Annotated in this window: 25 protein-coding genes; 7 read left to right on the forward strand and 18 right to left on the reverse strand. The window is 73.6% G+C overall.

Annotated features, from left to right (window positions below; genetic code table 11):
- Positions 1-115: 115 nt before the first annotated feature.
- From ACIQKA_RS09330 to ACIQKA_RS09340, 3 genes are all read left to right on the forward strand, one after another.
- Complete coding sequence (locus ACIQKA_RS09330; protein WP_383428723.1) at positions 116-1,168, forward strand: M4 family metallopeptidase; 1,053 nt, start codon at positions 116-118, stop codon at positions 1,166-1,168.
- 20 nt (positions 1,169-1,188) lie between these two features.
- Entirely contained in the window at positions 1,189-1,467 is a 279-nt protein-coding gene (locus tag ACIQKA_RS09335) for a protealysin inhibitor emfourin (protein WP_383151038.1), read from the forward strand.
- Positions 1,468-1,577: 110 nt separating this feature from the next.
- Positions 1,578-2,750, forward strand: a complete 1,173-nt coding sequence (locus ACIQKA_RS09340; RefSeq protein WP_402540548.1) for a teichoic acid biosynthesis protein C — start codon at positions 1,578-1,580, stop codon at positions 2,748-2,750.
- Between the two features lie 91 nt (positions 2,751-2,841).
- Here the strand turns inward: ACIQKA_RS09340 and era are convergent, their stop codons facing one another.
- The 7 genes from era to ACIQKA_RS09375 form a co-directional block, all read right to left on the reverse strand.
- The gene (era, locus tag ACIQKA_RS09345) at positions 2,842-3,792 is read right to left on the reverse strand and encodes a GTPase Era (RefSeq protein ID WP_376232578.1); all 951 of its coding nucleotides are present in this window, start codon (positions 3,790-3,792) and stop codon (positions 2,842-2,844) included.
- A gap of 60 nt (positions 3,793-3,852) precedes the next feature.
- The gene (locus tag ACIQKA_RS09350) at positions 3,853-4,215 is read right to left on the reverse strand and encodes a cytidine deaminase (RefSeq protein ID WP_383152409.1); all 363 of its coding nucleotides are present in this window, start codon (positions 4,213-4,215) and stop codon (positions 3,853-3,855) included.
- Between the two features lie 36 nt (positions 4,216-4,251).
- Complete coding sequence (locus tag ACIQKA_RS09355; protein WP_383152410.1) at positions 4,252-4,605, reverse strand: MmcQ/YjbR family DNA-binding protein; 354 nt, start codon at positions 4,603-4,605, stop codon at positions 4,252-4,254.
- Between the two features lie 16 nt (positions 4,606-4,621).
- Positions 4,622-5,926 (reverse strand): hemolysin family protein, encoded by a 1,305-nt coding sequence (locus ACIQKA_RS09360; RefSeq protein ID WP_383428727.1) that lies wholly within the window; start codon positions 5,924-5,926, stop codon positions 4,622-4,624.
- A 5-nt stretch (positions 5,927-5,931) separates the two neighbouring features.
- On the reverse strand, positions 5,932-6,429 hold the full coding sequence (gene ybeY, locus ACIQKA_RS09365) for an rRNA maturation RNase YbeY (RefSeq protein WP_030211030.1): 498 nt from the start codon (positions 6,427-6,429) through the stop codon (positions 5,932-5,934).
- 13 nt (positions 6,430-6,442) lie between these two features.
- Complete coding sequence (locus ACIQKA_RS09370; RefSeq protein WP_383152412.1) at positions 6,443-7,489, reverse strand: PhoH family protein; 1,047 nt, start codon at positions 7,487-7,489, stop codon at positions 6,443-6,445.
- A gap of 146 nt (positions 7,490-7,635) precedes the next feature.
- Positions 7,636-8,754 carry a carbohydrate kinase family protein gene (locus tag ACIQKA_RS09375; protein WP_383152413.1) on the reverse strand — a complete coding sequence of 373 codons (1,119 nt, stop codon included), beginning with the start codon at positions 8,752-8,754 and terminating at the stop codon, positions 7,636-7,638.
- Positions 8,755-9,012: 258 nt separating this feature from the next.
- Between ACIQKA_RS09375 and ACIQKA_RS09380 the strand changes: the two genes are divergently transcribed.
- Positions 9,013-10,374, forward strand: coding sequence for an MFS transporter (locus tag ACIQKA_RS09380; RefSeq protein ID WP_383440625.1), 1,362 nt, complete (start codon positions 9,013-9,015; stop codon positions 10,372-10,374).
- Between the two features lie 243 nt (positions 10,375-10,617).
- Here ACIQKA_RS09380 and ACIQKA_RS09385 read toward each other — a convergent pair whose 3' ends face one another.
- From ACIQKA_RS09385 to ACIQKA_RS09405, 5 genes are all read right to left on the reverse strand, one after another.
- A complete protein-coding gene (locus ACIQKA_RS09385) occupies positions 10,618-11,646 on the reverse strand; it encodes an adenosine deaminase (RefSeq protein WP_402540549.1) in 1,029 nt (342 codons plus the stop codon).
- A 2-nt stretch (positions 11,647-11,648) separates the two neighbouring features.
- The gene (locus ACIQKA_RS09390; RefSeq protein WP_402540550.1) at positions 11,649-12,554 is read right to left on the reverse strand and encodes a ribonuclease Z; all 906 of its coding nucleotides are present in this window, start codon (positions 12,552-12,554) and stop codon (positions 11,649-11,651) included.
- A 3-nt stretch (positions 12,555-12,557) separates the two neighbouring features.
- Complete coding sequence (locus ACIQKA_RS09395) at positions 12,558-12,917, reverse strand: histidine triad nucleotide-binding protein (RefSeq protein WP_383152417.1); 360 nt, start codon at positions 12,915-12,917, stop codon at positions 12,558-12,560.
- 81 nt (positions 12,918-12,998) lie between these two features.
- On the reverse strand, positions 12,999-14,132 hold the full coding sequence (locus tag ACIQKA_RS09400) for a tetratricopeptide repeat protein (protein ID WP_402540551.1): 1,134 nt from the start codon (positions 14,130-14,132) through the stop codon (positions 12,999-13,001).
- A complete protein-coding gene (locus ACIQKA_RS09405; RefSeq protein ID WP_391092812.1) occupies positions 14,129-15,499 on the reverse strand; it encodes an AAA family ATPase in 1,371 nt (456 codons plus the stop codon). The genes ACIQKA_RS09400 and ACIQKA_RS09405 overlap by 4 nt, the downstream gene beginning before the upstream one ends.
- Positions 15,500-15,573: 74 nt before the next feature.
- Between ACIQKA_RS09405 and ACIQKA_RS09410 the strand changes: the two genes are divergently transcribed.
- Positions 15,574-15,948, forward strand: a complete 375-nt coding sequence (locus ACIQKA_RS09410) for a hypothetical protein (RefSeq protein WP_402540552.1) — start codon at positions 15,574-15,576, stop codon at positions 15,946-15,948.
- A gap of 142 nt (positions 15,949-16,090) precedes the next feature.
- Here ACIQKA_RS09410 and ACIQKA_RS09415 read toward each other — a convergent pair whose 3' ends face one another.
- The 4 genes from ACIQKA_RS09415 to hrcA form a co-directional block, all read right to left on the reverse strand.
- Positions 16,091-16,834 (reverse strand): 16S rRNA (uracil(1498)-N(3))-methyltransferase, encoded by a 744-nt coding sequence (locus tag ACIQKA_RS09415; RefSeq protein WP_391092809.1) that lies wholly within the window; start codon positions 16,832-16,834, stop codon positions 16,091-16,093.
- Positions 16,831-17,913, reverse strand: a complete 1,083-nt coding sequence (locus tag ACIQKA_RS09420) for a nitronate monooxygenase (RefSeq protein WP_383152422.1) — start codon at positions 17,911-17,913, stop codon at positions 16,831-16,833. The genes ACIQKA_RS09415 and ACIQKA_RS09420 overlap by 4 nt, the downstream gene beginning before the upstream one ends.
- 103 nt (positions 17,914-18,016) lie before the next feature.
- The gene (dnaJ, locus tag ACIQKA_RS09425; RefSeq protein WP_125664385.1) at positions 18,017-19,153 is read right to left on the reverse strand and encodes a molecular chaperone DnaJ; all 1,137 of its coding nucleotides are present in this window, start codon (positions 19,151-19,153) and stop codon (positions 18,017-18,019) included.
- Complete coding sequence (gene hrcA, locus ACIQKA_RS09430; protein WP_383152423.1) at positions 19,154-20,173, reverse strand: heat-inducible transcriptional repressor HrcA; 1,020 nt, start codon at positions 20,171-20,173, stop codon at positions 19,154-19,156.
- Between the two features lie 147 nt (positions 20,174-20,320).
- Between hrcA and ACIQKA_RS09435 the strand changes: the two genes are divergently transcribed.
- Together ACIQKA_RS09435 and ACIQKA_RS09440 are read left to right on the forward strand one after the other, a co-directional pair.
- Entirely contained in the window at positions 20,321-21,049 is a 729-nt protein-coding gene (locus ACIQKA_RS09435; protein WP_383152424.1) for an MBL fold metallo-hydrolase, read from the forward strand.
- 10 nt (positions 21,050-21,059) lie between these two features.
- Entirely contained in the window at positions 21,060-21,860 is an 801-nt protein-coding gene (locus ACIQKA_RS09440) for a DUF3097 domain-containing protein (RefSeq protein ID WP_383152425.1), read from the forward strand.
- A 44-nt stretch (positions 21,861-21,904) separates the two neighbouring features.
- On the opposite strand, the gene hemW is transcribed toward ACIQKA_RS09440, so the two are convergent.
- Both hemW and ACIQKA_RS09450 read right to left on the reverse strand, forming a co-directional pair.
- Positions 21,905-23,137: a radical SAM family heme chaperone HemW gene (hemW, locus tag ACIQKA_RS09445; RefSeq protein ID WP_402540553.1), complete on the reverse strand. Its 1,233-nt coding sequence runs from the start codon at positions 23,135-23,137 to the stop codon at positions 21,905-21,907.
- 89 nt (positions 23,138-23,226) lie between these two features.
- Positions 23,227-25,104: an AMP-dependent synthetase/ligase gene (locus tag ACIQKA_RS09450; RefSeq protein WP_383152427.1), complete on the reverse strand. Its 1,878-nt coding sequence runs from the start codon at positions 25,102-25,104 to the stop codon at positions 23,227-23,229.
- Positions 25,105-25,319: the final 215 nt, after the last annotated feature.

Raw genomic sequence — 25,319 nt, forward strand, 5'->3', positions numbered from 1 at the left:
ATTCCAGTATGCGGGACGGCTGCGGAATCAAACTCGAACAGTGACGGATCACTCCATTTCGCCAATCCTCGTCTCTCCTCGTGACAGTGCCGTCACGCACTGCCACATTGCTGGAATGACCGCTCACACTCCTGTCTTCTGTTCGATCGTGCCGCCGCACCTCCTGGAGCACCTGGCGCACTCCTCCGATCCGGCCGTCGCCGCCACCGCCCGCCGCACCCTGGCCGCGGACGCCTCGGCCCGCACGTTCCGGGTGCTGCCGCGGCCCGGCTCCGCCCCCGCGGCCGCCGCCCGCGCCGCCGCCGGCCCGCACCGCACCGTCCACGACTGCCGGCGGGGCACCGACCTGCCGGGCGAGAAGGTCCGCGCCGAGGGCGGGGAGGCGACCGGCGACGCCTCCGTCAACCGCGCGTACGCGGGCCTCGGCGCCACCTTCGACCTCTTCCTGAACGCCTTCGGGCGCGACTCGATCGACGGCTCCGGGCTGCCGCTGGTCGCCTCCGTCCACTACGACCGGGACTACGGCAACGCCTTCTGGAACGGCGAGCAGATGGTGTTCGGGGACGGCGACGACGAGATCTTCCTCGACTTCACCCTGCCCGTGGACGTCATCGGCCACGAACTGGCCCACGGCTTCACCCAGTACACGGCGAACCTGGAGTACTTCAGCCAGTCCGGCGCCCTCAACGAGTCCGTCTCGGACGTCTTCGGCGCCCTCGTGAAGCAGTACGCGCTCGGGCAGGGCGCCGAGGCGGCGGACTGGCTGATCGGCGAGGGCCTCTTCCACCCGAACGTGCAGGGCAGGGCCCTGCGTTCCATGAAGGCCCCGGGCACGGCGTACGACGACGACGTCCTCGGCAAGGACCCGCAGCCCGCCCACATGGACGACTACGTCCGCACGGGCCGCGACAACGGCGGGGTGCACATCAACTCCGGCATCCCCAACCACGCCTTCTACCTGGCGGCGACCGAACTGGGCGGCAACGCGTGGGAGCGGGCCGGGCAGATCTGGTACGACGTGATGACCGGCGGCACCCTCACTCCGGAGACCCGGTTCGCCGAGTTCGCGGCGGCGACGGCGAAGGCGGCGAAGGACCGGTACGGCGACGGGGCGGAGATCCAGGCCGTCCTGAAGTCCTGGGCCGCCGTGGGCGTGCCGGTGGACTGAGCCGGGGTAGGGAGGGGCTCATGCGGATTCGAGTGCGGCGCACGGGCGGTTTCGCGGGCATCGAGCGGTCGGCGGAGGTGGACACCGCGGGCCGCTCCGACGCCGGGGAGTGGACCGCCCTGGCGGGGGCGGTCCTCGCGGCGGCCGACGGGGGCGGCGGGGACGGTGACCGCTCCCGCGTCCCGGACGGCTTCTCGTACGAGATCACGATCGACGGGCGCACGGTCCGGTGCGGCGATCCGGCGGTCACGAAGGAGCAGCGGGCCCTGATCGTCCGGCTCCTGAAGGAGGGCGCGTAACCGGACGCCTCCACTCCCCCCTTTCCTCGCCTTCGCCCTGGTGTTCGAGGTTCGCGCCGTGACTTGAAAGGATGGCGCGGCCTCGCCCCCCTCGCGAAAGTGAACCGCACATGAACGAAAGTCAGCCGAACCGGCGCGGCTTCCTCTCCCTGAGCGGCGTCGCCGCCCTGGCCGTCGCCGGACTCGGCACGGCGGCCGGGACCGCGAGCGCCGCGGGCACGGGCGCCGGGACGGCGGCCACGACCCTGGCGCTGCCGCCGTCGAAGCTGATCCGCGTCGAGGGCAACACCGGCCCCGCCTACTTCCGCGAGAAGGCCGTGCAGCGGGGGACGGTCATCCAGTCCCTCGGCTTCGACAACGTCAACCGGCGCCTGTACTTCGCCCAGATCATCGGCGGCGGCCTCCAGCTCAAGGGCGAGTCCGCGCCGGTCTCCGCCAACCTCCGCGACCTCCACGGCGACCTGGCGATCACCGAGTGGACCCTCGGCGCCGACACGGCGGAGGGCGCCGGAAGCGCGAAGATCACGGGCCACATGTACCTGCGGGGCTTCGGCCACGGCGTCGGCATCGGCGTCGAGCCCTCGGGCAGCAGCACCTACCTGTGGACCGAGGTCGACGCCGTCCAGGACACCGCGGAGGGGACGAGCCGGGGCCGCCGCCTCTGCCGCTTCAAGTTCGCGAGCTCCAGCACGCCGCTGGACGCCACCAGCACCTCGCTCCAGAAGTTCACCCCCGTCCCCGGCAGCGTGAACAACACGGCGGGCGTCGACCCGCTGAACAACCGCCTGGTCGTCCGGTACAGCCTCAACGGCATGCGCTACCGGATCTTCGACCTGGCCGCGGCGCGCGCGGGCGACTTCGGCGCGCCGCTGGCCGAGATCGCCGAGCCCGCGATCTCGATCGACCGCAACCGCTACGGAAAGCCCTCGTTCCAGGGGTACGCGGTGGCCGGCCGGTACCTGTACATGCTGCACGGCAACTCGTACGGCTACACGCAGGACCACGACGGCAACGCGTCGACGCCCAAGATCGTCATCTCCCCGCCGGGCGAGGGCAACACCCACCTGACCTCGGTGGACCTGAACACCGGGCAGATCATCCGGACCTTCCACTCGAAGGCCGGCTGCACCCTGCCGTTCCGCGAGCCGGAGGGCCTGGCCGTCCAGATCCCGAAGGCGTCCGAGCCCGACGTGTTCCGCCTCTGCATGGGCTTCGCCTCGGGCGACACCCCGGGCGCGCGCACCGCGTCGGTCTACTCCAAGGACTCGCTGATCCAGCCGTGAGGCACGACGGCGCCGGGGCACGAGAAGGGGCCGCGCCCGGGAAGGTTCCCGGGCGCGGCCCCGCCGCAGGTCCTTCCGGAGGCCCGGCCCCCTAGAAGCCCAGCTTCCTGAGCTGCTTCGGGTCCCGCTGCCAGTCCTTCGCGACCTTCACGTGCAGGTCGAGGAAGACCGGGGTGCCGAGGAGGGCCTCGATGTGCTTGCGGGACTTCATCCCGACCTCCTTGAGGCGGCTGCCCTTGGGGCCGATGATGATGCCCTTCTGGCTGGGGCGCTCGATGTACACGTTGGCGTGGATGTCGAGCAGCGGCCGGTCCGCCGGACGGTTCTCGCGGGGGATCATCTCCTCCACGACCACCGCGATGGAGTGCGGCAGCTCGTCCCGCACGCCTTCGAGCGCGGCCTCGCGGATCAGCTCCGCGACCATGACCTGCTCGGGCTCGTCCGTGAGGTCGCCCTCCGGGTAGAGCGGCGGGGACTCGGGGAGCAGCGGGACGAGCAGGTCCGCGACGAGCTGGACCTGCTTGTCGCCGACGGCCGAGACCGGGACGATCTCCTGCCACTCGAAGCCCAGCTCCTTGCCGAGCTGGTCGACGGCGATGAGCTGCTCGGCGAGCGTCTTGGAGTCGACCAGGTCGGTCTTGGTGATGATCGCGACCTTGGGGGTCTTCTTGATCCCGGCCAGTTCCTTGGCGATGAAGCGGTCGCCGGGGCCGAGCTTCTGGTCGGCGGGCAGGCAGAAGCCGATCACGTCGACCTCGGCCCAGGTGGTGCGCACGACGTCGTTGAGCCGCTCGCCCAGGAGGGTGCGCGGCTTGTGGAGGCCGGGGGTGTCGACCAGGATCAGCTGCGCGTCCGGGCGGTGCACGATGCCCCGGACGGTGTGCCGGGTGGTCTGCGGCCGGTTCGAGGTGATGGCCACCTTCTGGCCGACCAGAGCGTTCGTGAGGGTGGACTTGCCCGCGTTGGGGCGGCCGACGAAGCAGGCGAAGCCGGCCCGGTGGACGGCTTCGGTTTCTTGGTTGCGAGCGCTCATGGGGGCCATTGTCCCCGATGAGCGCCCGCGCCACGCACCCAGTGGGTGCGGAGGGTCCGGCGGCGCGCCTCAGCCCGCCGTGACGGCCCGCCGCAGCCGTCCGTCCGGGCCCGCCAGCAGGACCGGGGTCTCCGGGCCGCCGAGGTCCCGCACGGCCGCGCGGTCCTCGTCCGAGGCCGCCTCGGCGGTCGTCACGACGGCCGCCGCCTCCAGGGACTCGGCGCCGCTGGCCACCGCCATCGCGACGGCGGTCCGGAGGGCGCTCAGCCGGAGCGATTCGAGCGCCACGGTCCCGGCCACGTACGTCCGGCCGGTCTCGTCGCGCACGGCCGCGCCCTCGGCCACGCCGTTGCGGGCCCGCGCGCTCCGCGCCAGGGTGATGATCTTGAGGTCCTCGGCGCCGAGGTCGCCGTGCTCGCTGCTGAGTGTCATGGAGCGAGCATAGGTCGGGCCCGGGAGGGCTCCGGGTCAGGGGCGGTCGAGGCGGAGCCGTACCGCCTTCGGCAGGCCCGCGACGACGAGGTCGTACGAGTCCTCGACCAGCTCCCGGACCATGGGGGCCGGGAGCTCGCCGACGGTCACCGTGTTCCAGTGCCGCTTGTTCATGTGGTGGCCGGGGGCGATCGCCGGGTGCTCCTCGCGGAGCCGCACGGCCTCGTCCGGGTCGCACTTGAGGTTGACCCGGAGCGGCTCGGAGTCGAGCGCCGAGAGCGCGAAGAGCTTCCCGGCGACCTTGAAGACGGAGGTGTCCGGACCGAAGGGGAACTCCTCCGTCGCGTCGGCGAACTCCAGGCAGAGGGCGCGCAGCTCGTCGGGGGTCACCCGGCCTCCTGGGGGGTCACTCGGACTCCTTCTCCGCCCCGACCGGCTCCACCGGTTCCACGAGCACGGTGACGATCTTGTTCCGGCGGCCGGCCGGGGACTCGGCGGTCAGCCGCAGCGAGCGCCCGTCGGGCAGCTCCACCACGGACTTCGCGCCCGGGATGGGGACGCGGCCCAGGGCCTTGGCGAGCAGGCCGCCGACGGTCTCCACGTCCTCGTCGTCGTACTCGTCGGGGCCCAGGCCGTAGAGCTCGCCGAGGTCCCCGATGTCGAGGCGGGCGGTGACCCGGTACCGGTCGTCGCCGAGCTCCTGGACGGGCGGCAGCTCCCGGTCGTACTCGTCGGTGATCTCGCCGACGATCTCCTCCAGGATGTCCTCGATGGTGACGATCCCGGCCGTGCCGCCGTACTCGTCGACGACGACGGCGACGTGGTTGCGCTCCTGCTGCATCTCGCGCAGCAGGTCGCCGGCGTTCTTGGTGTCGGGCACGAAGGCGGCCGGCCGCATCGCGGTCGACACCAGGTCGGACTCCGACTCCCGGTTGACGTGGGTCCGGCGGGCCAGGTCCTTGAGGTACACGATGCCGACGATGTCGTCCTCGTTCTCGCCGGTGACCGGGATCCGGGAGAAGCCGGAGCGCAGCGCCAGGGTGAGGGCCTGGCGGACGGTCTTGTACCGCTCGATGCAGATCAGGTCGGTGCGGGGCACCATCACCTCGCGCACGAGGGTGTCGCCCAGCTCGAAGACGGAGTGCACCATGCGGCGCTCGTCGTCCTCGATCAGCGACTCCTGCTCGGCGAGGTCGACCAGGGCCCGCAGCTCGGCCTCGGAGGCGAAGGGGCCCTTGCGGAAGCCCTTGCCGGGGGTGAGCGCGTTGCCGATGAGGATCAGCAGCTGCGGGATCGGGCCCATGATCCGGGCGAGGGGCACCAGGACGTACGCGGCGGCGGTCGCCGTGTTCAGCGGGTGCTGGCGGCCGATGGTGCGCGGCGAGACGCCGACGGCCACGTACGAGACGAGGACCATGACGGCGATGGCGACGAGGAGCGCCTCCCAGGTCTCCGGGAAGGCCTCCAGGCAGGCGTACGTGACGAGGACGCCGGCCGCCATCTCGCAGGCGACGCGGACGAGCAGCGCCACGTTGAGGTAGCGGGTCGGGTCGGAGGCGACCTGGGCGAGCTTCTCGGCCCCGCGCCGCCCGGACCGTACGGCCTCGGCGGCGCGGAAGCTGGAGATCCGGGCGAGGCCCGCCTCGGCGCAGGCGGCGAGCCAGGCCACGACGACGAGCGCGACCGCCCCGAGGATCAGCGAGACGTCCATCGGGGTCAGGACACGGTCGGCGCCGGGGAGGGGCCGGTCAGGCCCTTCTCCGCGCGCCAGCCGTCGACGATCGCCGCCTGGAGGCCGAACATCTCGGCCTTCTCGTCGGGCTCCTCGTGGTCGTAGCCGAGGAGGTGCAGCACTCCGTGGACGGTGAGGAGCTGGAGCTCCTCGTCCATGGAGTGCTGCGTCGGCGCGTCCTTGCCCTGCTGGGTGGCGACCTCGGGGCAGAGCACGATGTCGCCGAGGAGCCCCTGCGGGGGCTCCGCGTCGTCCTTCGCCGGCGGGCGCAGCTCGTCCATCGGGAAGGACATGACGTCCGTGGGGCCGGGCAGGTCCATCCACTGGATGTGGAGCTGCTCCATCGCCTCCGCGTCCACGACGATCACCGAGAGCTCGGAGAGGGGGTGGATGCGCATGCGCGCGAGCGCGTAGCGGGCGATGTCGAGGATCGACTGCTCGTCTACCTCGGTGCCGGACTCGTTGTTGACGTCGATCGACATGGTGGTTCTGTGACTACTTCCCGTTGCGGCCGTTGCGGCTGTCGTACTGCTCGTACGCGTCGACGATACGGCCGACGAGCTTGTGCCGGACGACATCCTGCGACGTGAGCGTGGAGAAGTGGACGTCCTGGACCCCGTCGAGGATGTCGCGGACCTGCCGCAGACCGCTCTTCGTCCCGTTCGGCAGGTCGACCTGGGTGACGTCACCGGTGATGACGATCTTCGAGTCGAAGCCGAGGCGGGTGAGGAACATCTTCATCTGCTCGGGGTTCGTGTTCTGCGCCTCGTCCAGGATGATGAACGCGTCGTTCAGGGTGCGGCCCCGCATGTACGCCAGGGGCGCGACCTCGATCGTCCCGCTCGCCATGAGCTTGGGGATCGAGTCCGGGTCGAGCATGTCGTGCAGGGCGTCGTAGAGCGGGCGCAGGTACGGGTCGATCTTCTCGTAGAGCGTGCCCGGCAGGAAGCCGAGCCGCTCGCCCGCCTCGACGGCGGGTCTGGTCAGGATGATCCGGTTGACCTGCTTGGACTGCAGGGCCTGGACCGCCTTGGCCATGGCGAGATAGGTCTTGCCGGTGCCCGCGGGGCCGATGCCGAAGACGATCGTGTGCTTGTCGATGGCGTCGACGTACCGCTTCTGGTTGAGCGTCTTGGGACGGATCGTGCGTCCCCGGCTGGAGAGGATGTTCTGCGTGAGCACCTCGGCGGGAGTCTCCTCGCCGCCCTCCGCCGTTCCGTCCCCGCTCGCCCTGAGCATGGCGATCGAGCGTTCCACTGCGTCCTCCGTCATCGGCTGACCGGTGCGGAGCACCAGCATCATCTCGTCGAACAGGCGCTGGATCAGGGCGACTTCCGCCGCGTCGCCGACCGCGCTGACCTGATTGCCCCGGACGTGGATGTCGGCGCCCGGGAACGAGCGCTCGATCACGCGGAGCAGGGAGTCCCCGGAGCCGAGGAGGGTCACCATCGGGTGCTTGGCGGGGACGGCGAAGTGGGCGCGGGCCTGTCCGTGCGCCCCGTCGCGGGGCGCTCCGTCGTGGGCTGTGGGTGTGTGAGTCATGGGCCGGCACTGGGGCCTGCACATACCTCCCGTCGCAGGGTTCTCGCTGCTCGACAACCTCTCGACCACCAAGCCTACGACCTGGTACCGACAAGGCCTAAGGGGTTTACGGAGGGCCGTTCGAGTGGCGTGTTCGGAGGCCGGCCTCAGGAGGCGGCCGCGCGGAAGCCGATCGTCGGGACCGCCCTGCGCAGCGGCCAGGGGCGGGCGGGGGCGGGCAGGAGGCGCTCCAGGAAGGCGTAGCGGCCGCGCAGGGCCTCGGGGTCCTGCCGGGCGTCGCCCTGGGCCCGCTGCCACCAGGCGGCGATCTCGTCCCAGGTGGGGGCGGAGAGGGAGCCGCCGAACTCCTGGACGGAGAGGGCGGCGGTGAGGCCCGCGAAGGCGAGCCGGTCGGCGAGGGGCCAGCCCGCGAGGGTGCCGGTGACGAAGCCGGCGACGAAGACGTCCCCGGCGCCGGTCGGGTCGAGGGCGGAGACCTCGATGGCGGGGACCTCGGCGGTCTCGCCGGTGGCGCCGTCGACGGCGTAGGCGCCCTCGGCGCCGAGCGTGACCACGGCGTGGCGGACCTTGTCGGCGAGGGCGCGGGCGGCGGCCCGGGGGCAGTCGGTGCGGGTGTAGCGCATCGCCTCGGCGGCGTTGGGCAGGAACGCCTCGCAGTGCTCCAGGTCCGGGAGGGCCGCCAGGTCCCAGCGGCCGGTGTCGTCCCAGCCGACGTCGGCGAAGACCTTGGCGCCGGCGCGGGCGGCCTGGGCGACCCACTCCTCGGGGCGGCCGGGGACGAGGGAGGCGACGGCCGCGCGCGCGTGCGGCGGGCAGGCGGGCAGGGCGCCCTCGGACGGCGGGGCCTCGTGGCCGTGCGAGACCATCGTGCGCTCGCCCTCGTAGGCCATGGAGACGGTGACCGGGGAGTGCCAGCCGGGGACCGTGCGGGAGAAGGAGAGGTCGATGCCCTCGCCCTGCTCCAGGGCGTCCCAGCAGTACTCGCCGTAGTGGTCGTCGCCGAAGGCGGCGGCGAGGGAGGTGCGCAGGCCGAGGCGGGCGAGGGCGGTGGCCATGTTGGCGACGCCGCCGGGGCTGGAGCCCATGCCGCGGGCCCAGGACTCGGTGCCGCGGACGGGGGCGCTGTCGAGGCCGGTGAAGATGATGTCGAGGAAGACCGTGCCGGTCAGGAAGACGTCGCAGGCGGGATCGGTGGGCTCGCGCAGGCGCTCCAGCGGGTCGACCTCGGCGTCGTGTTGCGGCTGCTCTCCCCTGGGTGTGGTCACGGCGGGCTCCCCGGTCGCGGTGCGGATCCGCCCAGTGTGCCCGATGGGGGTCGGGAGACGGGTGGGACGCACGAGGAGGACGGCTCTTTACCCGGAAACCATCCTGCCAAACCACAAGTGTCGCGGATCACATCCCGTACCGGGGGAAACCGTCTTCTCCCACCCCTCGCCCGCTTGATACACATGGTCCCGCGACCCCGTGCCCCTCGTGCACCACCGGGCGCTCCACCCCTCCCCTTCTTGCTCCTGGGAACGCCCATGTCGTCGCGGTCTCGCGGCGCGGGGGCCCTCGTCGCCCTCGTCGCGCTCTTCACGGCCGGTTACCTGGCCCCGTACCTGCTGCCGACCGTCGTCGGCCGCCTCTCCGCCGGGCTCGGCCTCTCCCCCGCGCAGGCGGGCCTGGTCGGCTCCGTGCTGCTGCTCGGCTCCTCGTCCGCCGGCTTCGCGCTCGCCGCGCGCGGGGAGCGGACCGGGCCGCGCCGGGCGGCCCGCGCGGGCCTGCTCGCCATGATCGTCGGGTACGGCTCCGCCGCCGCGGCCGGCACCGTGCCGCTGGTGGTCGCGGGCGCCGTCCTCGGCGGCCTCGGCTCCGGCACGGCGACGGCGGTGGCCGCCGCCGGGATCGCCGGGCGGCGGGACCCGCACCGGGCCTCCACCCTGGGCCTGCTCTCCGTCTCGGCCACGGCGGGCGCCCTCTACCTGACGCTCCCCCACCTGGGCCCCGGTCACGCGCCCCCGCTGCTCGCGATCGCCTGCGCGGCGGCGCTCGTGTGGCCGGTGACGGGCCGTCTGCCGGGCGGTACGCGGGCGCGTGCGGGCCGGGAGGCGTCCGCCGGGTCCCCCGGACCCGTGGCGTCCGTGGCGGGCCCGCTGCCGTACCGCCGGGCGGGAGCCGTCCTCGCGGGCGGCATCCTGTGCTGGTCCCTCGCGCAGAACGCGCTGTGGGGCGTGAGCGGCCGCATCGGGACCGCTCAGGCCGGGCTCTCCGAGGTCACCGTCGGCGCGGTCTTCGCGGCGGCGCTCGGCGCGGGGCTCGCCGGGGTCACGGCGGCGGGGGCGCTCGGCTCGCGCCTGGGCCGGGCGGTGCCGATCGGGGCCGGCACGGTCCTCATCGCGGGCTGCGTGCTGCTGAGTTCGTCCGCCCGGGACCTGGTCGCGTTCGCGACCGGCGAGATCCTGTGGAACGCCTTCTACCCGGTCGTCCTGTCCTACCTCCTGGGCCTGGCCGCCTCCCTCGACCCGCGCGGCCGCTGGGCCGTCCTGGTCGGCTCGGCGTCCTCCCTGGGCGTGGCCTGCGGCCCGGTGACCGGCAGCCTCCTCTCGGAGGGCGCGGGCCATCCGGGCATGGGCGCGGTCCTCTGCGCCCTGCTCCTCCTGGTCGCCGCCCCCATGACGGCCGTGGCCCGGCACGTCTCCGGCCGCCCCCTGGTCCCCGGCTCGATCCGCCGCCGCGGCGGCGCCCCCGCGGCCGTCCTGGCCGGCACGGCTTCGGCCACGCCGTCGCTGGTGCCCCAGGTGGGCGCGCCGGAGCAGCCGGTGGCTCCGATCCGGGTGTCCGCTGCGCGGCGGCGTCCGGCGAAGTCGACGTTCGGGTTGGCGGGGGTGAGGGGGCGGGAGTGAGGGGCCGCTGCGCGGGGCTTGTTCCGCCGTCCCGCCCCTTCCCGAAACCGGAGGCGATCCCCCGGACCCCGTACGCCCTCCGGGCGTGTCCTCGAACGCCGGACGGGCTGAACTTCAGCCCCGCCGGCGTTCGAGGCGCGGGGTCCGGGGCGGAGCCCCGGTTACGGGAGGGGGCGGGGCGGGGAACAGGCCCGCCGCGGGCGCCCCCCGGCCCGCACCCACCCCGCCCCGCCCCACGGGCGCCTACGCCCCGCCGCCCCCGAACTCGTACGCCTCCACCTCCGCCAGATACCGCTCGCGCCGCCCCTCGTCGTCCTCCAGGAACGACGCCAGGAAGGAGTTCCGGGCCAGCTCCCGGAGCTGTTCCTCCGTGAGGCCGAGCGCGGCGCGGACGCCGTCGTAGTTGTCGCCCGCGTAGCCGCCGAAGTAGGCGGGGTCGTCGGAGTTGACGGTGACGAGGAGGCCCGCCGACATCATCGCGCGGAGCGGATGGTCGGCGAGGGTGTCGATGACGCGGAGGCGGACGTTCGACAGGGGGCAGAGGGTGAGCGGGACCCGCTCGCGGGCGAGCCGGGCGACGAGGTCGGGGTCGTCCATGCAGCGCAGGCCGTGGTCGATCCGCTCGGCGCCGAGGACGTCGAGCGCCTCGCGGACGTACGCCGCGGGCCCCTCCTCGCCCGCGTGCGCGACGCGGCGCAGGCCGAGCCGGGCGGCCTCCTCGTACACCTCGCGGAACTTGGCCGGCGGGTGGCCGACCTCCGCGGAGTCGAGGCCGACGCCGGTGATCCGGTCCAGGTACGGCTTCGCGGCCTCCAGGGTGGCGAGGGCCGACTCGGCGGACTCGTCGCGCAGGAAGCACATGATGAGCCGGGTGGAGATCCCGTACCGCTCCTCGGCGCGGTCGAGGGAGGCGGTGAGGCCCTCGATCACGGTGCCGATCGGGACGCCGCGGGCGGTGTGCGCCTGCGGGTCGAAGAAGATCTCCGCGTGCCGGACGCCCTGGGCGGCGGCCCGCTCCAGGTAGGCGTCGGCGAGTTCGGTGAAGTCCCCGGCGGTGCGCAGGACCGCCATCAGGCCGTAGTACAGGTCCAGGAAGGACTGGAGGTCGCTGAAGCGGTACGCCTCGCGCAGGGCGCCGGTGTCCGCGTACGGCAGGGTGACGCCGTTGCGCGCGGCGAACGCGAAGGCCAGTTCGGGTTCGAGGGTGCCCTCGATGTGGAGGTGCAGTTCCGCCTTGGGGAGGGACGCGGGGAGGCCTACGGGTACGGGCATGTTCACGTTCGTTTCGGTACGGGGACCCTCATGAGGTCCTGGGCAATGCTCAGCTCGCCGTCGAACCCGGCCGCCCGCGCCTGCCGTTCGAACTCGGCGGGGTCGTGGTAGCGCTGCGAGAAGTGGGTGAGGACGAGGTGCCGCACGCCCGCGTCGCGGGCGACCGCGGCGGCCTGTCCGGCCGTCAGGTGGCCGTGGTCGGTGGCGAGGCGGACGTCCTCGTCGAGGAAGGTCGACTCGATGACGAGCATGTCGGCGCCGTCGGCGAGGGCGTGCACGCCGTCGCAGAGTCGGGTGTCCATGACGAAGGCGAAGCGCTGTCCGCGCCGGACCTCGCTGACCTGGTCGAGGGTGACGCCGTTCAGGACGCCGTCGCGCTGGATGCGGCCCACGTCGGGGCCCGCGATGCCGTGCTCGGCGAGCTTCCCGGGCAGGATGCGGCGCCCGTCGGGCTCGATCAGCCGGTAGCCGTAGGACTCGACGGGGTGGGAGAGCCGGTGCGCTTCCAGGGCGTACGCGTCGGTGACGGCGAGCGGTCCGTCGGCGGAGACGGGCGCCTCGACCAGCTCCACGGTCTCGCGGTAGGCCGTGGCGTACCGCAGCCGCTCGAAGAAGCGCTGCCCGCTCGCCGGGTAGTGGGCGGTGACCGGGTGCGGGACCTGGTCGAGGTTGATCCGCTGGATCACCCCGGCCAGGCCGAGCGAGTGGTCGCCGTGGAAGTGCGTGACGCAGATCCGGTCGAGGTCGTGCGCGGCGACCCCGGCCCGCAGCATCTGGCGCTGGGTGCCCTCGCCGGGGTCGAACATGATGCCCCCGCCGTCCCAGCGCAGCAGGTAGCCGTTGTGGTTGCGGTGCCGGGTCGGGACCTGGCTGGCGGTCCCGAGGACGACCAGTTCGCGTACGGACACGGTTTATCCGGGGGGCCAGTTGAGGCCGCGGCCGCCGAGCACGTGCGCGTGGGTGTGGAAGACGGTCTGGCCCGCGCCCGCGCCGGTGTTGAGGACGATCCGGTAGCCGGCCTCGTCGGTCTTCTCCTGGGCGGCGACCTCGCCGGCCTCGCGCAGCAGGTCGGCGGCGACGTCCGGCGCGCCGGCCGCGAGGGAGGCGGCGTCCGGGTAGTGGACGCGCGGGATCACCAGGACGTGCGTGGGCGCCTGCGGGTTGATGTCGCGGAACGCGAGGGTCGTCTCCGTCTCGCGCACGATCGTCGCGGGCACCTCCCCCGCCACGATCTTGCAGAACAGGCAGTCGCTCTGCGGCTCTCCGGCCATGGTCCGGGCCTCCTCGCCTCCGTCGGTCAGTACACGCGCATGCTATCCGCCGCCGCCGACGGGCCCGTTCTCCCGGCCGGGTCAGTCCTTGGGCGCGCGCCGGTTCAGGAACGAGCGGCTCACCCAGTACGTGACGACCACGGCCCAGAACAGCGGCGTCCCGAGCCCGCCGACCGCCCCCGCGTCGAGGTCCCAGAGGGCCATCGTCACCGCCGAGTAGAGCCCGAGGAGCCCCACGGCCGTCGCCATGGCGATCACCGGCCGGCAGCCGCGGGCCACGAGCAGCAGCGGGCGGCGCAGCCGGGGCGGCAGCCGGTGGGCCATCCACAGCGCCCAGCCGCCCCAGGCGCCCAGGAGGACGGCCGCGCCGACCAGGAACGGGACGACCGCCCCGGCCCCGGTCGCGCCGCCGCGGACGGGGGCGGTGCCGAGCGCGGAGGCGAGGAAGCCGAGCAGGGCGACCCAGCGGGCCCCGGCGACGGTGTTCCAGGCCATGGCCTCCAGGTTGTAGCGGGCCTTGCGGTCCTGGAGGTCGAGCGCGGCGGAGGCGACGAACCCCTCGGCGGCCTGTGTCCACGCCCCGCGCCGGAACCAGCGGCGGCGCAGCCGGAGCAGCGAGAGGTTGTTGTGGGCCTCGCTGCTCTGCGGGTTGAGGCGCAGCGCCGTCTCGTACGCCCGCTGCGCGGTGGCGTGGTCGCCCCGGCGCTGGGCGGTGAGGCCGACCAGGAAGTGGGCCGCGTCCTCCTCGGGCGCGAGGTTCACGGCGGTCCGGGCGGCCTCGTACGCCTCGACGGAACGCGCGTGCGCGAAGAAGCGCTCGCCGTGCTCGCCGTGCTCCGCGAGGGCGGTGCCGAGCGCGTAGTGGGTGCCCCAGTAGTGCGGGGCGAGCGCGACGGAGTGCCGGGCGGCGGCCTCGGCCTCCTGGTGGCGCTTCTGGGAGAGGAGGATCTGGACGCGCATCAGCCAGGCGCCGAGCAGTTCGGGCCCGGCCCGCAGCGCCTGGTCCACGGCGGCCAGGGCGGCGTGGTGGTCGTCGCCCCGGTGGTGGCAGCGGGCGAGCAGGACGAGCGCCTCGGCGTCCTCCGGGTCGGTCGCCAGGTGCTGGGCGGCGAGCGCCCCGGCCCGCTCGTACCGTCCGGCTTCGTAGAGCGCCTCGGCGCGCCGCAGCGCGGTGCCGGGGGCGCCCTGCGCGCCCGGGGCGCCGGCCGCGGTCACAGCTTGCGCTTCCGCTTGAGGTGGGCGAGCAGGTCGTCGTAGAGGCCGCCCTCGTTGGCGAACATGGCGACGTTCCGGGCGGCGGCGAACCACGGCTCCGTGGACGGCTTGATCTGCTTGGCCGCGCCGAGCAGGTCCTTGGTGGTGATCAGGCGTACGGAACCGCTGCGGGCGGAGTCGAGGAGCGCGGCCTCGGCGGCGGTCTCGCAGACGTGCGCGAGGTCGGCGCCGGAGAAGTCCTCGGTGGCCTTGACGAGCTTGCCGAGATCGACGGCCTCGATGGGGCGCTCGCGCAGGTGGTAGCGGAGGATCGCCTCGCGGGCGACGGCGTCGGGCGGCAGCACGAGCAGGGTGCGGTCGAGGCGGCCGGGGCGGCGCAGCGCGATGTCCACGTCCCAGGGGACGTTGGTGGCGGCGAGCACGAAGACGCCCTCGTTCCCGGCGCCGCTCGCGATGCCGTCGAGCTCGGTGAGGAGCTGGTTGACGACGTTGCGCAGGCCGCTGTGGTGGGTGCGGGAGCGCTTGGCGCCGAGGGCGTCCAGCTCGTCGAGGAAGACGACGCAGGGGGCCTGGCGGCGGGCGGTCTCGAAGATGTCGTGGATGTTCTTCTCGGAGGCGCCGATCCACATGTCGAGGACGTCGGAGAGCGAGACGGTGAGGAAGCTCGCGCCGAGTTCGCCCGCGACGGCCCGGGCGATGAAGGTCTTGCCGCAGCCGGGCGGGCCGTAGAGGAGCAGGCCGCCGCGCAGCGACTTGCCGTACAGCCTGCGCAGTTCGGGGTTGCGCATGGGGGCGAGGAAGGCGGCCTCCAAGCGGTCCTTGACCTCCTCCATGCCGCCGACGTCGGCGAGGCGCACGGAGCCGGGGGCGTCGACGTCCCAGGCGTCCGCGTCCCCGGCGGTCCCGTCGCCGTCCGCGGCCTGCGGGTCCTCCAGGAAGCGGGGCCCGACGAGGTCCTGCACCTGCTGCTCTGCGGCGTCCCAGTCGAAGGAGGGGGCGGGGGTGGAGGCGGGGGTGGAAGCGGCCCGCGCGGGCTCGTCCGGGGCCGGGGGCTCCGCGCCGGCCGGCCCGGGGTTCTCCGCGACGGTCGGCGCCGGGGTCTGCGCGGGCCCGTCCGGGGCCGGGGTCTGCGCGGCGGACGGCGCCGGGCCCTCCGCGGCGGGCAGTCCCATCGCGCGGACCATCAGGGCGCGGGCGCCCGCGTCCCCGGGCGCGTGCTGGAGGGCGACGGCCGCCTCCGCGACGGCCTCGTCGCTGCGGCCCTCCGCGAGGAGGAGCTCGGCGAAGTGGAGACGCAGGGGCACGTCACCGGGGGCGGCGGCCACGGCGGCGCGGAGACTGCGGATCAGGGGGGACTCGTCGGCCATGCGGCCACCCTAAGGAGCCACGGGGGGCCGTCGTCCACCGGGTGCGCGCATCCCCCGTCCGTGCACTGCGCCGCATGAGACGGGACGGGGCCCTGCGCAGGCTGACGGTGGACGACGGGACGGTCTGGCTCTGGAACGTCCGGCACCGGCACCCCGGTTGCCGGACCGTGCTCGCCCTGCGCCGCGCCGAGCGCCCGCACGCCCTGTTCCGGCTGGTCCTCCGGGAGGTGCCGGGCCGCGCGGTGGCCGGGTTCACGACGGGCAGGCACGAGGTGCTCGCCGTCGTCGGCGGCCGGCTCGACCTCGACGAGCCCGGGGTCGTGCGCCGGTTCCTCGACGCGGCGGTCGCCCGGGGCCTCGTCCCGAGCGCGAACGGGTCGCGGGAGGAGGACGGCTGGCCGCTCTTCGACGAGCTGACGACGGACGGGGCTGACGACGGACGGGGCTGACGACAGAGGGGGCTGGCGGTGGACGGAGGGCTGACGGTGGACGGGGGGGCTGACGGTGGACGGGGGGGCTGACGGTGGACGGGGGGGCTGACGGTGGACGGGGCTGACGGTGGAGGGGGCTGACGGCCCCGAAGGGCACCCCCTAGCTCCAGCGGCCCGTGCGTCCCAGGACCAGGGCCGTCGCCGCCGTGCCCGCCGTGGAGGTGCGCAGCACGCTGCGGCCCAGCCGGTACGGCCTCGCGCCGGCCGCCTCGAAGGCGGTCAGCTCCTCCGGGGAGACCCCGCCCTCGGGCCCGACGACCAGGACGACGGAGCCCTTCGCGGGGAGGTCGGCGGTGGCGAGCGCGCCGCTGGGGTGGTCGCGGTCCTCGTGCAGGACGGCCGCGAAGTCGGCCCCGGCGAGGAGGGCGGCGACCTGCTTGGTCGCCATGAGGTCGGCGACCTCGGGGAAGCGGGTGCGGCGCGACTGCTTGCCGGCCTCGCGCGCGGTGGAGCGCCACTTGGCGAGCGCCTTGAGGCCCCGGTCGCCCTTCCACTGGGTGATGCAGCGGGAGGCGGCCCACGGCACGATCGCGTCCACGCCGGTCTCCGTCATGGTCTCGACGGCCAGCTCGCCCCGGTCGCCCTTGGGCAGCGCCTGGACGACGGTGATCCGGGGCTCCTCCTCGGGGTCCTCGTGGACCTCGGCGATCCGCACGGTCAGCCGGTCCTTGCCCTCGGCGGCGAGCACCTCGCAGGCGGCCCAGCGGCCCCGGCCGTCGACGAGGACCAGCTCCTCGCCCTCCCGCAGCCGCTTCACGGAGACGGCGTGCCGCCCCTCGGGGCCGTCCAGGAGGAAGCTCCCGGCGCCGGGGACGGCGTCGACGACGAAGACGGGTGCGGTCACGAAGTGCTCCTGGGGTCCTGTTCCGAGAGGGCGGTGTCGAGTTCGGCGGCGAGGACCCCGACCAGTCGCCCGGCGGGGAGTTCGCGGGCGAGGCGGTGGCCCTGGCCGGCCCAGAGGGCCATGCCCTGGGCGTCGCCGGCGGTGGCGGCGGCCTTGCGCAGCGGGGCGGTGAGGTGGTGGACCTCGGGGTAGGCGGCGGGGGCGTACGGGCCGTGCTCGCGCATGAAGCGGTTGACGAGGCCGCGCGCCGGGCGCCCGGAGAAGGCCCGGGTGAGGGCGGTCCGGGTGAACAGCGGGTCGGTCAGGGCCCGCTTGTGCAGCGGGTGCGCGCCGGACTCGGGGCAGCCGAGGAAGGCGGTGCCGAGCTGGGCTGCTCCGGCCCCGGCGGCGAGGACGGCGGCGATCTGGGCGCCGCGCATGATCCCGCCGGCGGCGACGAGCGGGAGGCCGGTGCTCTCGCGGACCTGGGTGACCAGGGTGAGCAGGCCGGTGCCGGGCGTGCCGTCCTCGTCCGGGTCGTCGCGGTGCGTCCCCTGGTGCCCGCCCGCCTCGACGCCCTGGACGCAGACGGCGTCGGCCCCGGCGCGCTCGGCGGCGAGGGCCTCCTCGGCGGAGGTGACGGTGACGATCGTGTACGTGCCGACGCGGGCGAAGGAGGCGAGGACGTCGGGCGCGGGGCAGCCGAAGGTGAAGGAGACGACGGGGACCGGGTCCTCCAGGAGGATGGCCAGCTTGGCGTCGTAGGCGTCGTCGCGGGAGTCGTCGGTCTCGCCGAGCGGGGTCCGGTACCAGTCGGCCTCTCCGGCGAGCTGGTGGCGGTAGACCTCGACGGCGGCGGGGTCGGCGGGCCGTCCGGTCTGCGGCATGAAGAGGTTGACGCCGAAGGGCCGCCCGGTGAGCCCGCGCACCTGCTTGATCTCCTGGTAGAGACCGCCGGCCGTCTTGTAGCCGCCGGCCAGGAAGCCGAGCGCGCCGGCCTCGCAGACGGCTCCGGCGAGCTCGGGACAGGAGGCGCCACCCGCCATGGGGGCCTGCACGATCGGGAACCGGGAGAGATCGTTCAGTGCGGTGGTGGACATACGGGCATCGTGTCATGCCGCGGGGAGGGAAATGGAAAGGGGCGGTATCCATAAATGGACACCGCCCCTCCCCACGTTCGGGGCCGCACGTGGCAGGCCGGGCCTACCGCCCGTTGAACGCGTCCTTCAACCGCGAGAACAGCCCCTGCTGCCCCGGCTGGAACTGGCCGGTCGGCCGTTCCTCGCCGCGCAGCTTGGCCAGTTCGCGCAGGAGGCGCTCCTGCTCGGCGTCGAGCTTGCCCGGGGTCTGGACCTCGACGTGCACGATGAGGTCGCCGCGCCCGTTGCCGCGCAGGTGGGTGACGCCGCGCCCGTGGAGCGGGATCGACTGGCCGGACTGGGTGCCGGGCCGGATGTCGACCTCCTCGACGCCGTCGAGGGTCTGCAACGGCACCTTGGTGCCGAGCGCGCCCGCCGTCATCGGGATCGTCACCGTGCAGTGCAGGTCGTCGCCGCGCCGCTGGAACGTCTCGTGCGGGGTCTCGTGGATCTCGACGTACAGGTCGCCGGCGGGGCCGCCGCCGGGGCCGACCTCGCCCTCGCCCGCGAGCTGGATGCGGGTGCCGTTGTCGACGCCGGCCGGGATCTTGACCGTGAGGGTGCGGCGGGAGCGGACCCGTCCGTCGCCCGCGCACTCGGGGCACGGGGTCGGGACGACGGTGCCGAAGCCCTGGCACTGCGGGCAGGGCCGGGAGGTCATGACCTGGCCCAGGAAGGACCGGGTGACCTGGGAGACCTCGCCCCGGCCGCGGCACATGTCGCAGGTCTGCGCGGAGGTGCCGGGCGCGGCGCCCTCGCCGGAGCAGGTCGTGCAGACGACCGCCGTGTCGACCTGGATGTCCTTGGTGGTGCCGAAGGCCGCCTCGTCGAGGCTGATCTCCAGACGGATCATGGCGTCCTGGCCGCGGCGGGTGCGCGAGCGCGGGCCGCGCTGCGAGGCCGTGCCGAAGAAGGCGTCCATGATGTCGGAGAAGTTGCCGAAGCCGCCCGCTCCGAAGCCGCCCGCGCCGCCTCCGCCGGAGGCCGAGAGCGGGTCGCCGCCGAGGTCGTAGACCTGCTTCTTCTGCGGGTCCGAGAGGACCTCGTAGGCGGCGTTGATCTCCTTGAAGCGTTCCTGCGTCTTCGGATCGGGATTGACGTCCGGGTGCAGCTCGCGCGCGAGCCTCCGGAACGCCTTCTTGATCTCGTCCTGGGACGCGTCGCGGCGCACGCCGAGTACGGCGTAGTAGTCCGTGGCCACTTACGACTCCGCCAGGATCTGTCCGACGTAACGTGCCACTGCGCGTACCGCTCCCATCGTTCCGGGGTAGTCCATGCGGGTCGGTCCGACCACGCCGAGTTTGGCGACTGCCTCGCCGCCCGAACCGTAGCCGACCGAGACGACGGACGTGGAGCTCAGCCCCTCGTGGGCGTTCTCGTGCCCGATCCGTACGGTCATGCCCGATTCCTTGGCCTCGCCGAGCAGCTTGAGGAGGACGACCTGCTCCTCCAGAGCCTCCAGGACGGGCCTGATCACCAGGGGGAAGTCGTGTCCGAAGCGGGTGAGGTTGGCGGTGCCGCCGATCATCAGCCGCTCCTCGTGCTCCTCCACGAGGGTTTCGAGGAGGGTCGCGAGCACGGTCGAGACCGTGGCGCGGTCCTCGGTCTCCTCGAAGGACTCGGGGAGGTCCTGCACCAGCTGCGGCACGTCGGCGAACCGGCGGCCGACGACCCGGCTGTTGAGCCGGGCCCGCAGGTCGGCGAGGGAGGTCTCGCCGAAGGGCGCGGGGCAGTCGACGACCCGCTGCTCGACCCGGCCGGTGTCCGTGATGAGGACGAGCATCAGGCGGGCCGGGGCCAGCGAGAGCAGTTCCACGTGCCGGACGGTCGAACGGGTCAGCGAGGGGTACTGGACGACGGCGACCTGCCGGGTGAGCTGCGCGAGCAGCCGGACCGTGCGGCCGACGACGTCGTCCAGGTCGACCGCGCCGTCGAGGAAGTTGTGGATGGCCCGCCGCTCGGGCGTCGACAGCGGCTTGACCCCCGCGAGCCGGTCGACGAACAGGCGGTAGCCCTTGTCCGTCGGGATGCGGCCCGCGCTGGTGTGGGGCTGGGCGATGTAGCCCTCGTCCTCGAGCACGGCCATGTCGTTGCGCACGGTGGCGGGCGACACGCCGAGCTTGTGGCGCTCCGTGAGCGCCTTGGAGCCGACGGGCTCCTCCGTCCCGACATAGTCCTGGACGATGGCGCGCAGCACTTCGAGTCTGCGTTCGCTGAGCATCGTGCGCACCTCCAGCTGTCGTCGGTCGATCCGGTTGCTCCGCTTTTGGCACTCGCCCTGTCCGAGTGCCAACGATCCCGGGCCAGTGTACGGCGGCACACATCGCTCCTGGCAAGGAGGCGGCGCCCCACCGGTTAGCGTCGGTGCATGGACGTCGACTGGGAAGCACGGGGATGGGAACGGCTCGCGGACGGGGTGGGCCGGCGCCGGCTGCCCGTCTGGGACGCCACGGTGGGGCTCGTCGTGGGCGAACGGGCGGTGCTGCTGTACGACACGGGGTCGTCCCTCGCGGAGGGCGCGGAGCTGCGGGCGGAGGTGGCGGAACTCACGGGCGGCCGCAGGGTGACGCACATCGCACTGAGCCATCCGCACTTCGACCACGTGTTCGGCACGGCGGCCTTCGCGGGCGCGGAGGTCTTCGGCGCGGTCGGCACGGAGGAGCTGCTCGCCCGGGAGCGGGACCGGGAGGAGCTGCGGACGGACGGGGTGGAGCAGGGCCTCGACCCGGCGGCGGCCGCGGAGGCGGCGGACGTCCTGGTGGCCCCGCGGCACGTGGTCTCCGGCGAGTGGACGCTCGACCTGGGCGGCCGGCAGGTGCTCCTGGCCAACGTCGGCCCCGGGCACACGGGCCACGACCTGGCGCTCCTGGTGCCCGGCCCGCCGGAGGTGGTCTTCTGCGGGGACCTGGTGGAGGAGTCGGGCGAGCCGCAGGCGGGCCCGGACGCGATCCCGTCCCGCTGGCCGGACGCCCTGGACCGGCTCCTGTCGCTCGGCGGCGGGGACGCGGTGTACGTGCCGGGGCACGGGGCGGTGGTGGACGCCGCGTTCGTACGGCGCCAGCGCGAGGAACTGGCGGCGCGCTTCTCCGTCGCATAACGTCGCCCGAATGCGCAGCTACAACCCGGATCTGACGCCCCCCTGGAAGCGCTCGGCGCCCGTCCCGGAGGTCCCGGCCGACCGCGACCTCGTCGTGGAGGAGGTGGCGACGGGCTTCTGCGGGGCGGTGATCCGCTGTGAGGCGGGCACGGTGACCCTGGAGGACCGCTTCGGGAAGCACCGGGTCTTCCCGCTGGAACCGCGCGGCTTCCTCCTGGAGGGGAAGGTCGTGACCCTGGTCCGCCCGGCCTCGGGGCCGGCCCGCCCGACCCGTACGGCCTCGGGATCGGTCGCGGTGCCGGGCGCACGCGCGCGCGTGGCGCGGGCGGGCCGGATCTACGTCGAGGGCCGCCACGACGCGGAGCTGGTCGAGCGGGTCTGGGGCGACGACCTGCGGATCGAGGGCGTGGTCGTGGAGTACCTGGAGGGCGTCGACGACCTGCCGGCGATCGTCGCGGAGTTCGGCCCGGCGCCCGACGCGCGCCTCGGCGTCCTGGTGGACCACCTGGTCCCGGGCTCCAAGGAGTCCCGGATCGCGGCGCGGGTGACCTCGCCGGACGTCCTGGTCGTCGGCCACCCGTACATCGACGTCTGGGAGGCGGTGAAGCCGTCCTCGCTCGGCATCCCGGCCTGGCCCGCGGTCCCGCGCGGCCAGGACTGGAAGACGGGCGTCTGCCGCGCCCTGGGCTGGCCGGACAACACGGGCGCGGCCTGGCAGCACATCCTGTCGAGGGTGACGTCGTACAAGGACCTGGAGCCGGAGCTGCTGGGCCGGGTCGAGGAACTGATCGACTTCGTGACGGCGCCGTAGGCCGCCGCCGGGCGGGCCCCGGGACCCGCCCGGCGAGACACCCCCTAGTCCACCAGGTCCCGCACCACCGCGTCCGCGAGGAGCCGTCCCCGCAGGGTCAGGACCGCCCGTCCCGCCCCGTACGGGCCGGGGTCCAGGAGGCCGTCCTCCAGGGCCTTGCGGGAGGCGGCCAGGCCCGCGGGCCTGAGCAGGTCCAGCGGGCAGCCCTCCCGGAGCCGTAGCTCCAGCAGGATCCGCTCCACGCGCCGGTCCTCCGCGGAGAGCAGTTCGCGGCCCGCGCCCGGCGTCCTCCCGGCCGCGAGGGCCGCCGCGTACGTGCCGGGGTGCTTCACGTTCCACCAGCGGACCCCGCCCACGTGGCTGTGCGCGCCGGGCCCGGCGCCCCACCAGTCGGCGCCGCGCCAGTACAGCTCGTTGTGGAGGCAGCGCCCGGCCTCCGAGGTGGCCCAGTTGGACACCTCGTACCACTCGAAGCCGGCCCCGGAGAGCACCTGCTCGGCGATCAGGTAGCGGTCGGCGTGCACGTCGTCGTCGGTCATCGGCACCTCGCCGCGCCGGATGCGGCGGGCGAGCTGCGTGCCCTCCTCGACGATCAGGGCGTAGGCGCTGACGTGGTCGGGTCCGGCGCCGATCGCCGCGTCGAGCGAGGCCCGCCAGTCGTCGTCGGACTCGCCGGGCGTGCCGTAGATCAGGTCGAGGTTGACGTGGTCGAACCCGGCGGACCGCGCCTCGGCGACGCACGCCTCGGGGCGTCCGGGCGTGTGGGTGCGGTCGAGGACCTTCAGGACGTGCCGGCGGGCGCTCTGCATGCCGAAGGAGATCCGGTTGAACCCGCCCTCGCGCAGCTCCGCCAGGTAGGCCGGGTCGACCGACTCGGGGTTCGCCTCGGTCGTGACCTCGGCGTCGTCCGCGAGCCCGAACTCGTCGCGGATCGCCCCCAGCATCCGCACGAGGTCCCCGGCGGCGAGCAGCGTGGGCGTGCCGCCGCCGACGAAGACGGTCCGGACCGGCCTGGGGTCGTCGCCGAGGACCTTCCGGGCGAGCCGGACCTCCTCGACGACCTGCTCGGCGTAGTTGTCCCGGGAGGCGAGCACGCCCCCCGTGCCGCGCAGCTCGCTCGCCGTGTAGGTGTTGAAGTCGCAGTACCCGCAGCGCGTCGCGCAGTAGGGCACGTGCAGGTAGAACCCGAGCGGGCGCTCCCCGGCCCCTTCCAGGGCGTGCGGGGGCAGCGCCCCGTCCTCGGGAACGGTCTCACCATCGGGCAGTACGGAAGGCATGAGCCCATTGTCCCGTACTGCCCGGGGTGGGCCGGCTGCCTGTGGACAACCGGCTCCCGTGCGGGCCGGCCCCGGTGCGGGGGCGCCGGTCAGGCCTCGCGCGAGCCCGCGTACATCTCCTCGATGAGGTGCTTGTACTCGCGCTCCACGACCGGGCGCTTGAGCTTCAGGGACGGGGTCAGCTCGCCGTGCTCGATGTCGAGGTCGCGCGGCAGCAGGCGGAACTTCTTGATCGTCTGCCAGCGCTGGAGGCCCTCGTTGAGGCGGTCCACGTAGCCCTGGATCAGCTTCTCGGTCTGCGGGGCGGCGACGACCTCGGCGTACGACTTGCCCGCGAGGTCGTGCTCGGCGGCCCAGCCGAGGATGGAGGGCTCGTCGAGGGCGATCAGGGCGGTGCAGAAGTTCCGGTCGGCGCCGTGGACCAGGATGTTCGAGACGAACGGGCAGACGGCCTTGAACTGGCCCTCGACCTCGGCCGGCGCGATGTACTTGCCGCCGGACGTCTTGATCAGGTCCTTCTTGCGGTCGGTGATCCGCAGGTAGCCGTCGGCGGACAGCTCGCCGATGTCGCCGGTGTGGAACCAGCCGTCGGACTCCAGGACCTCGGCGGTCTTCTCGGGCAGGCCGTGGTAGCCCTCCATGACGCCGGGGCCGCGCATCAGGATCTCGCCGTCGTCGGCGATGCGGACCTCGGTGCCGGGGAGCGGCTTGCCGACGGTGCCGGTGCGGTAGGCCTCGCCCGGGTTGACGAAGGAGGCGGCGGAGGTCTCGGTGAGTCCGTAGCCCTCCAGGATGTGGATGCCCGCGCCCGCGAAGAAGTAGCCGATCTCGGGGGCGAGGGCGGCGGAGCCGGAGATGCACGCGCGCAGGTTGCCGCCGAAGGCCTCGCGGATCTTGCCGTAGACGAGGGCGTCGGCGACCTTGTGCTTGACGCCCAGGCCGAAGGGCGCGGAGGCGGTGCCGGTGCGGCGGAAGTTGTCCTGGGTGGTCTTCGCGTACGCGCGGGCGACCTCGGCGGCCCACTGGAAGATCTTGTACTTGGCGCCGCCGGCGGCGCGGGCCTTGGCGGCGACCCCGTTGTAGACCTTCTCGAAGATGCGGGGCACGGCCGCCATGTAGGTCGGCTGGACCACCGGCAGGTTCTCGATGATCTTGTCGACGCGGCCGTCGACGGCGGTGACGTGGCCGACCTCGATCTGGCCGGAGGTGAGGACCTTGCCGAAGACATGGGCGAGCGGCAGCCAGAGGTACTGCACGTCCTCCTGGGTGACGAGGCCGGTCGCGGCGATGGCCTTGGCCATGTACGACCAGTTGTCGTGCGGGAGGCGGACGCCCTTGGGGCGGCCGGTGGTGCCCGAGGTGTAGATGAGGGTGGCGAGCTGCGTGGAGGTGATCGCGGAGACCCGCTCCTTGACCGCCTCGGGGTGCGTCTCCAGGTGCGCCCTGCCGCGCTCCTCCAGCTCCGCGAGGGTGAGGACCCAGTCGCCGTCGCTCTCGACGCCGGCGGCGTCGACGACGACCACGTGGCGGAGGTTCGGCAGCTCGGAGCGGCGCTCGACGGCCTTCGCGAGCTGGGCCGCGTCCTCGGCGATGAGGACCTTCGACTCGGAGTCCGAAAGGATGAAGGCCGACTCCTCGGCGTTGGTCTGCGGGTAGACCGTGGTGGTCGCGGCGCCCGCGCACATCACGCCGAGGTCCGCGAGGATCCACTCGACCCGGGTGGAGGAGGCGAGGGCGACCCGCTCCTCGGGCCGCACGCCGAGGTCGACGAGGCCGGCGGCGATCGCGTAGACCCGTTCGGCGGCCTGCCCCCAGCTGAGCGACTTCCAGTCGTCCGGACCCGTGCCGGACGCGGCGGGGACCGGGTAGCGGTAGGCCTCCGCGTCGGGAGTCCGCTCGACTCGCTCAAGGAAGAGGGTCGCCACGGAGGGCGGCCGGTTCTCGATCTGGGTCTGTGTGTCGCTCACGACGTCCTCCGGGCGGCGGCGGTGCCTTCTGGTGGTTCGTAACTAACTGGCGAGTAACCTTCGAGCCGGGATCAGACTAAAGGCCCGAGGTCCGGCGCGTAAGGCCTTGCCGTGCGCCGCTTCATAACGAACGGGTCCACGCGCGCGGTGCGCGTGGACCCGTTCGTGTACCGCGTGGGACGGGGGGCGGGTCTCGCGGACCCGCCCGCCGTCAC

Source organism: Streptomyces sp. NPDC092045 (assembly GCF_044756005.1).
In the GTDB taxonomy this organism is placed as follows: domain Bacteria; phylum Actinomycetota; class Actinomycetes; order Streptomycetales; family Streptomycetaceae; genus Streptomyces.

Coding starts and splice junctions, on each gene's coding strand:
- ACIQKA_RS09435 (WP_383152424.1), top strand. CDS start 20,321: ATGGACGTCGACTGGGAAGCACGGGGATGGGAACGGCTCGCGGACGGG.
- ACIQKA_RS09385 (WP_402540549.1), bottom strand. CDS start 11,646: ATGCCCGTACCCGTAGGCCTCCCCGCGTCCCTCCCCAAGGCGGAACTG.
- ACIQKA_RS09350 (WP_383152409.1), bottom strand. CDS start 4,215: ATGACACTCAGCAGCGAGCACGGCGACCTCGGCGCCGAGGACCTCAAG.
- ACIQKA_RS09380 (WP_383440625.1), top strand. CDS start 9,013: ATGTCGTCGCGGTCTCGCGGCGCGGGGGCCCTCGTCGCCCTCGTCGCG.
- ACIQKA_RS09440 (WP_383152425.1), top strand. CDS start 21,060: ATGCGCAGCTACAACCCGGATCTGACGCCCCCCTGGAAGCGCTCGGCG.
- ACIQKA_RS09335 (WP_383151038.1), top strand. CDS start 1,189: ATGCGGATTCGAGTGCGGCGCACGGGCGGTTTCGCGGGCATCGAGCGG.
- ACIQKA_RS09340 (WP_402540548.1), top strand. CDS start 1,578: ATGAACGAAAGTCAGCCGAACCGGCGCGGCTTCCTCTCCCTGAGCGGC.
- ACIQKA_RS09405 (WP_391092812.1), bottom strand. CDS start 15,499: ATGGCCGACGAGTCCCCCCTGATCCGCAGTCTCCGCGCCGCCGTGGCC.
- ACIQKA_RS09395 (WP_383152417.1), bottom strand. CDS start 12,917: ATGGCCGGAGAGCCGCAGAGCGACTGCCTGTTCTGCAAGATCGTGGCG.
- ACIQKA_RS09360 (WP_383428727.1), bottom strand. CDS start 5,926: ATGGACGTCTCGCTGATCCTCGGGGCGGTCGCGCTCGTCGTCGTGGCC.
- hemW (WP_402540553.1), bottom strand. CDS start 23,137: ATGCCTTCCGTACTGCCCGATGGTGAGACCGTTCCCGAGGACGGGGCG.
- ACIQKA_RS09370 (WP_383152412.1), bottom strand. CDS start 7,489: ATGACTCACACACCCACAGCCCACGACGGAGCGCCCCGCGACGGGGCG.
- ybeY (WP_030211030.1), bottom strand. CDS start 6,429: ATGTCGATCGACGTCAACAACGAGTCCGGCACCGAGGTAGACGAGCAG.
- ACIQKA_RS09330 (WP_383428723.1), top strand. CDS start 116: ATGACCGCTCACACTCCTGTCTTCTGTTCGATCGTGCCGCCGCACCTC.
- hrcA (WP_383152423.1), bottom strand. CDS start 20,173: ATGCTCAGCGAACGCAGACTCGAAGTGCTGCGCGCCATCGTCCAGGAC.
- era (WP_376232578.1), bottom strand. CDS start 3,792: ATGGCCCCCATGAGCGCTCGCAACCAAGAAACCGAAGCCGTCCACCGG.
- ACIQKA_RS09410 (WP_402540552.1), top strand. CDS start 15,574: ATGAGACGGGACGGGGCCCTGCGCAGGCTGACGGTGGACGACGGGACG.
- ACIQKA_RS09420 (WP_383152422.1), bottom strand. CDS start 17,913: ATGTCCACCACCGCACTGAACGATCTCTCCCGGTTCCCGATCGTGCAG.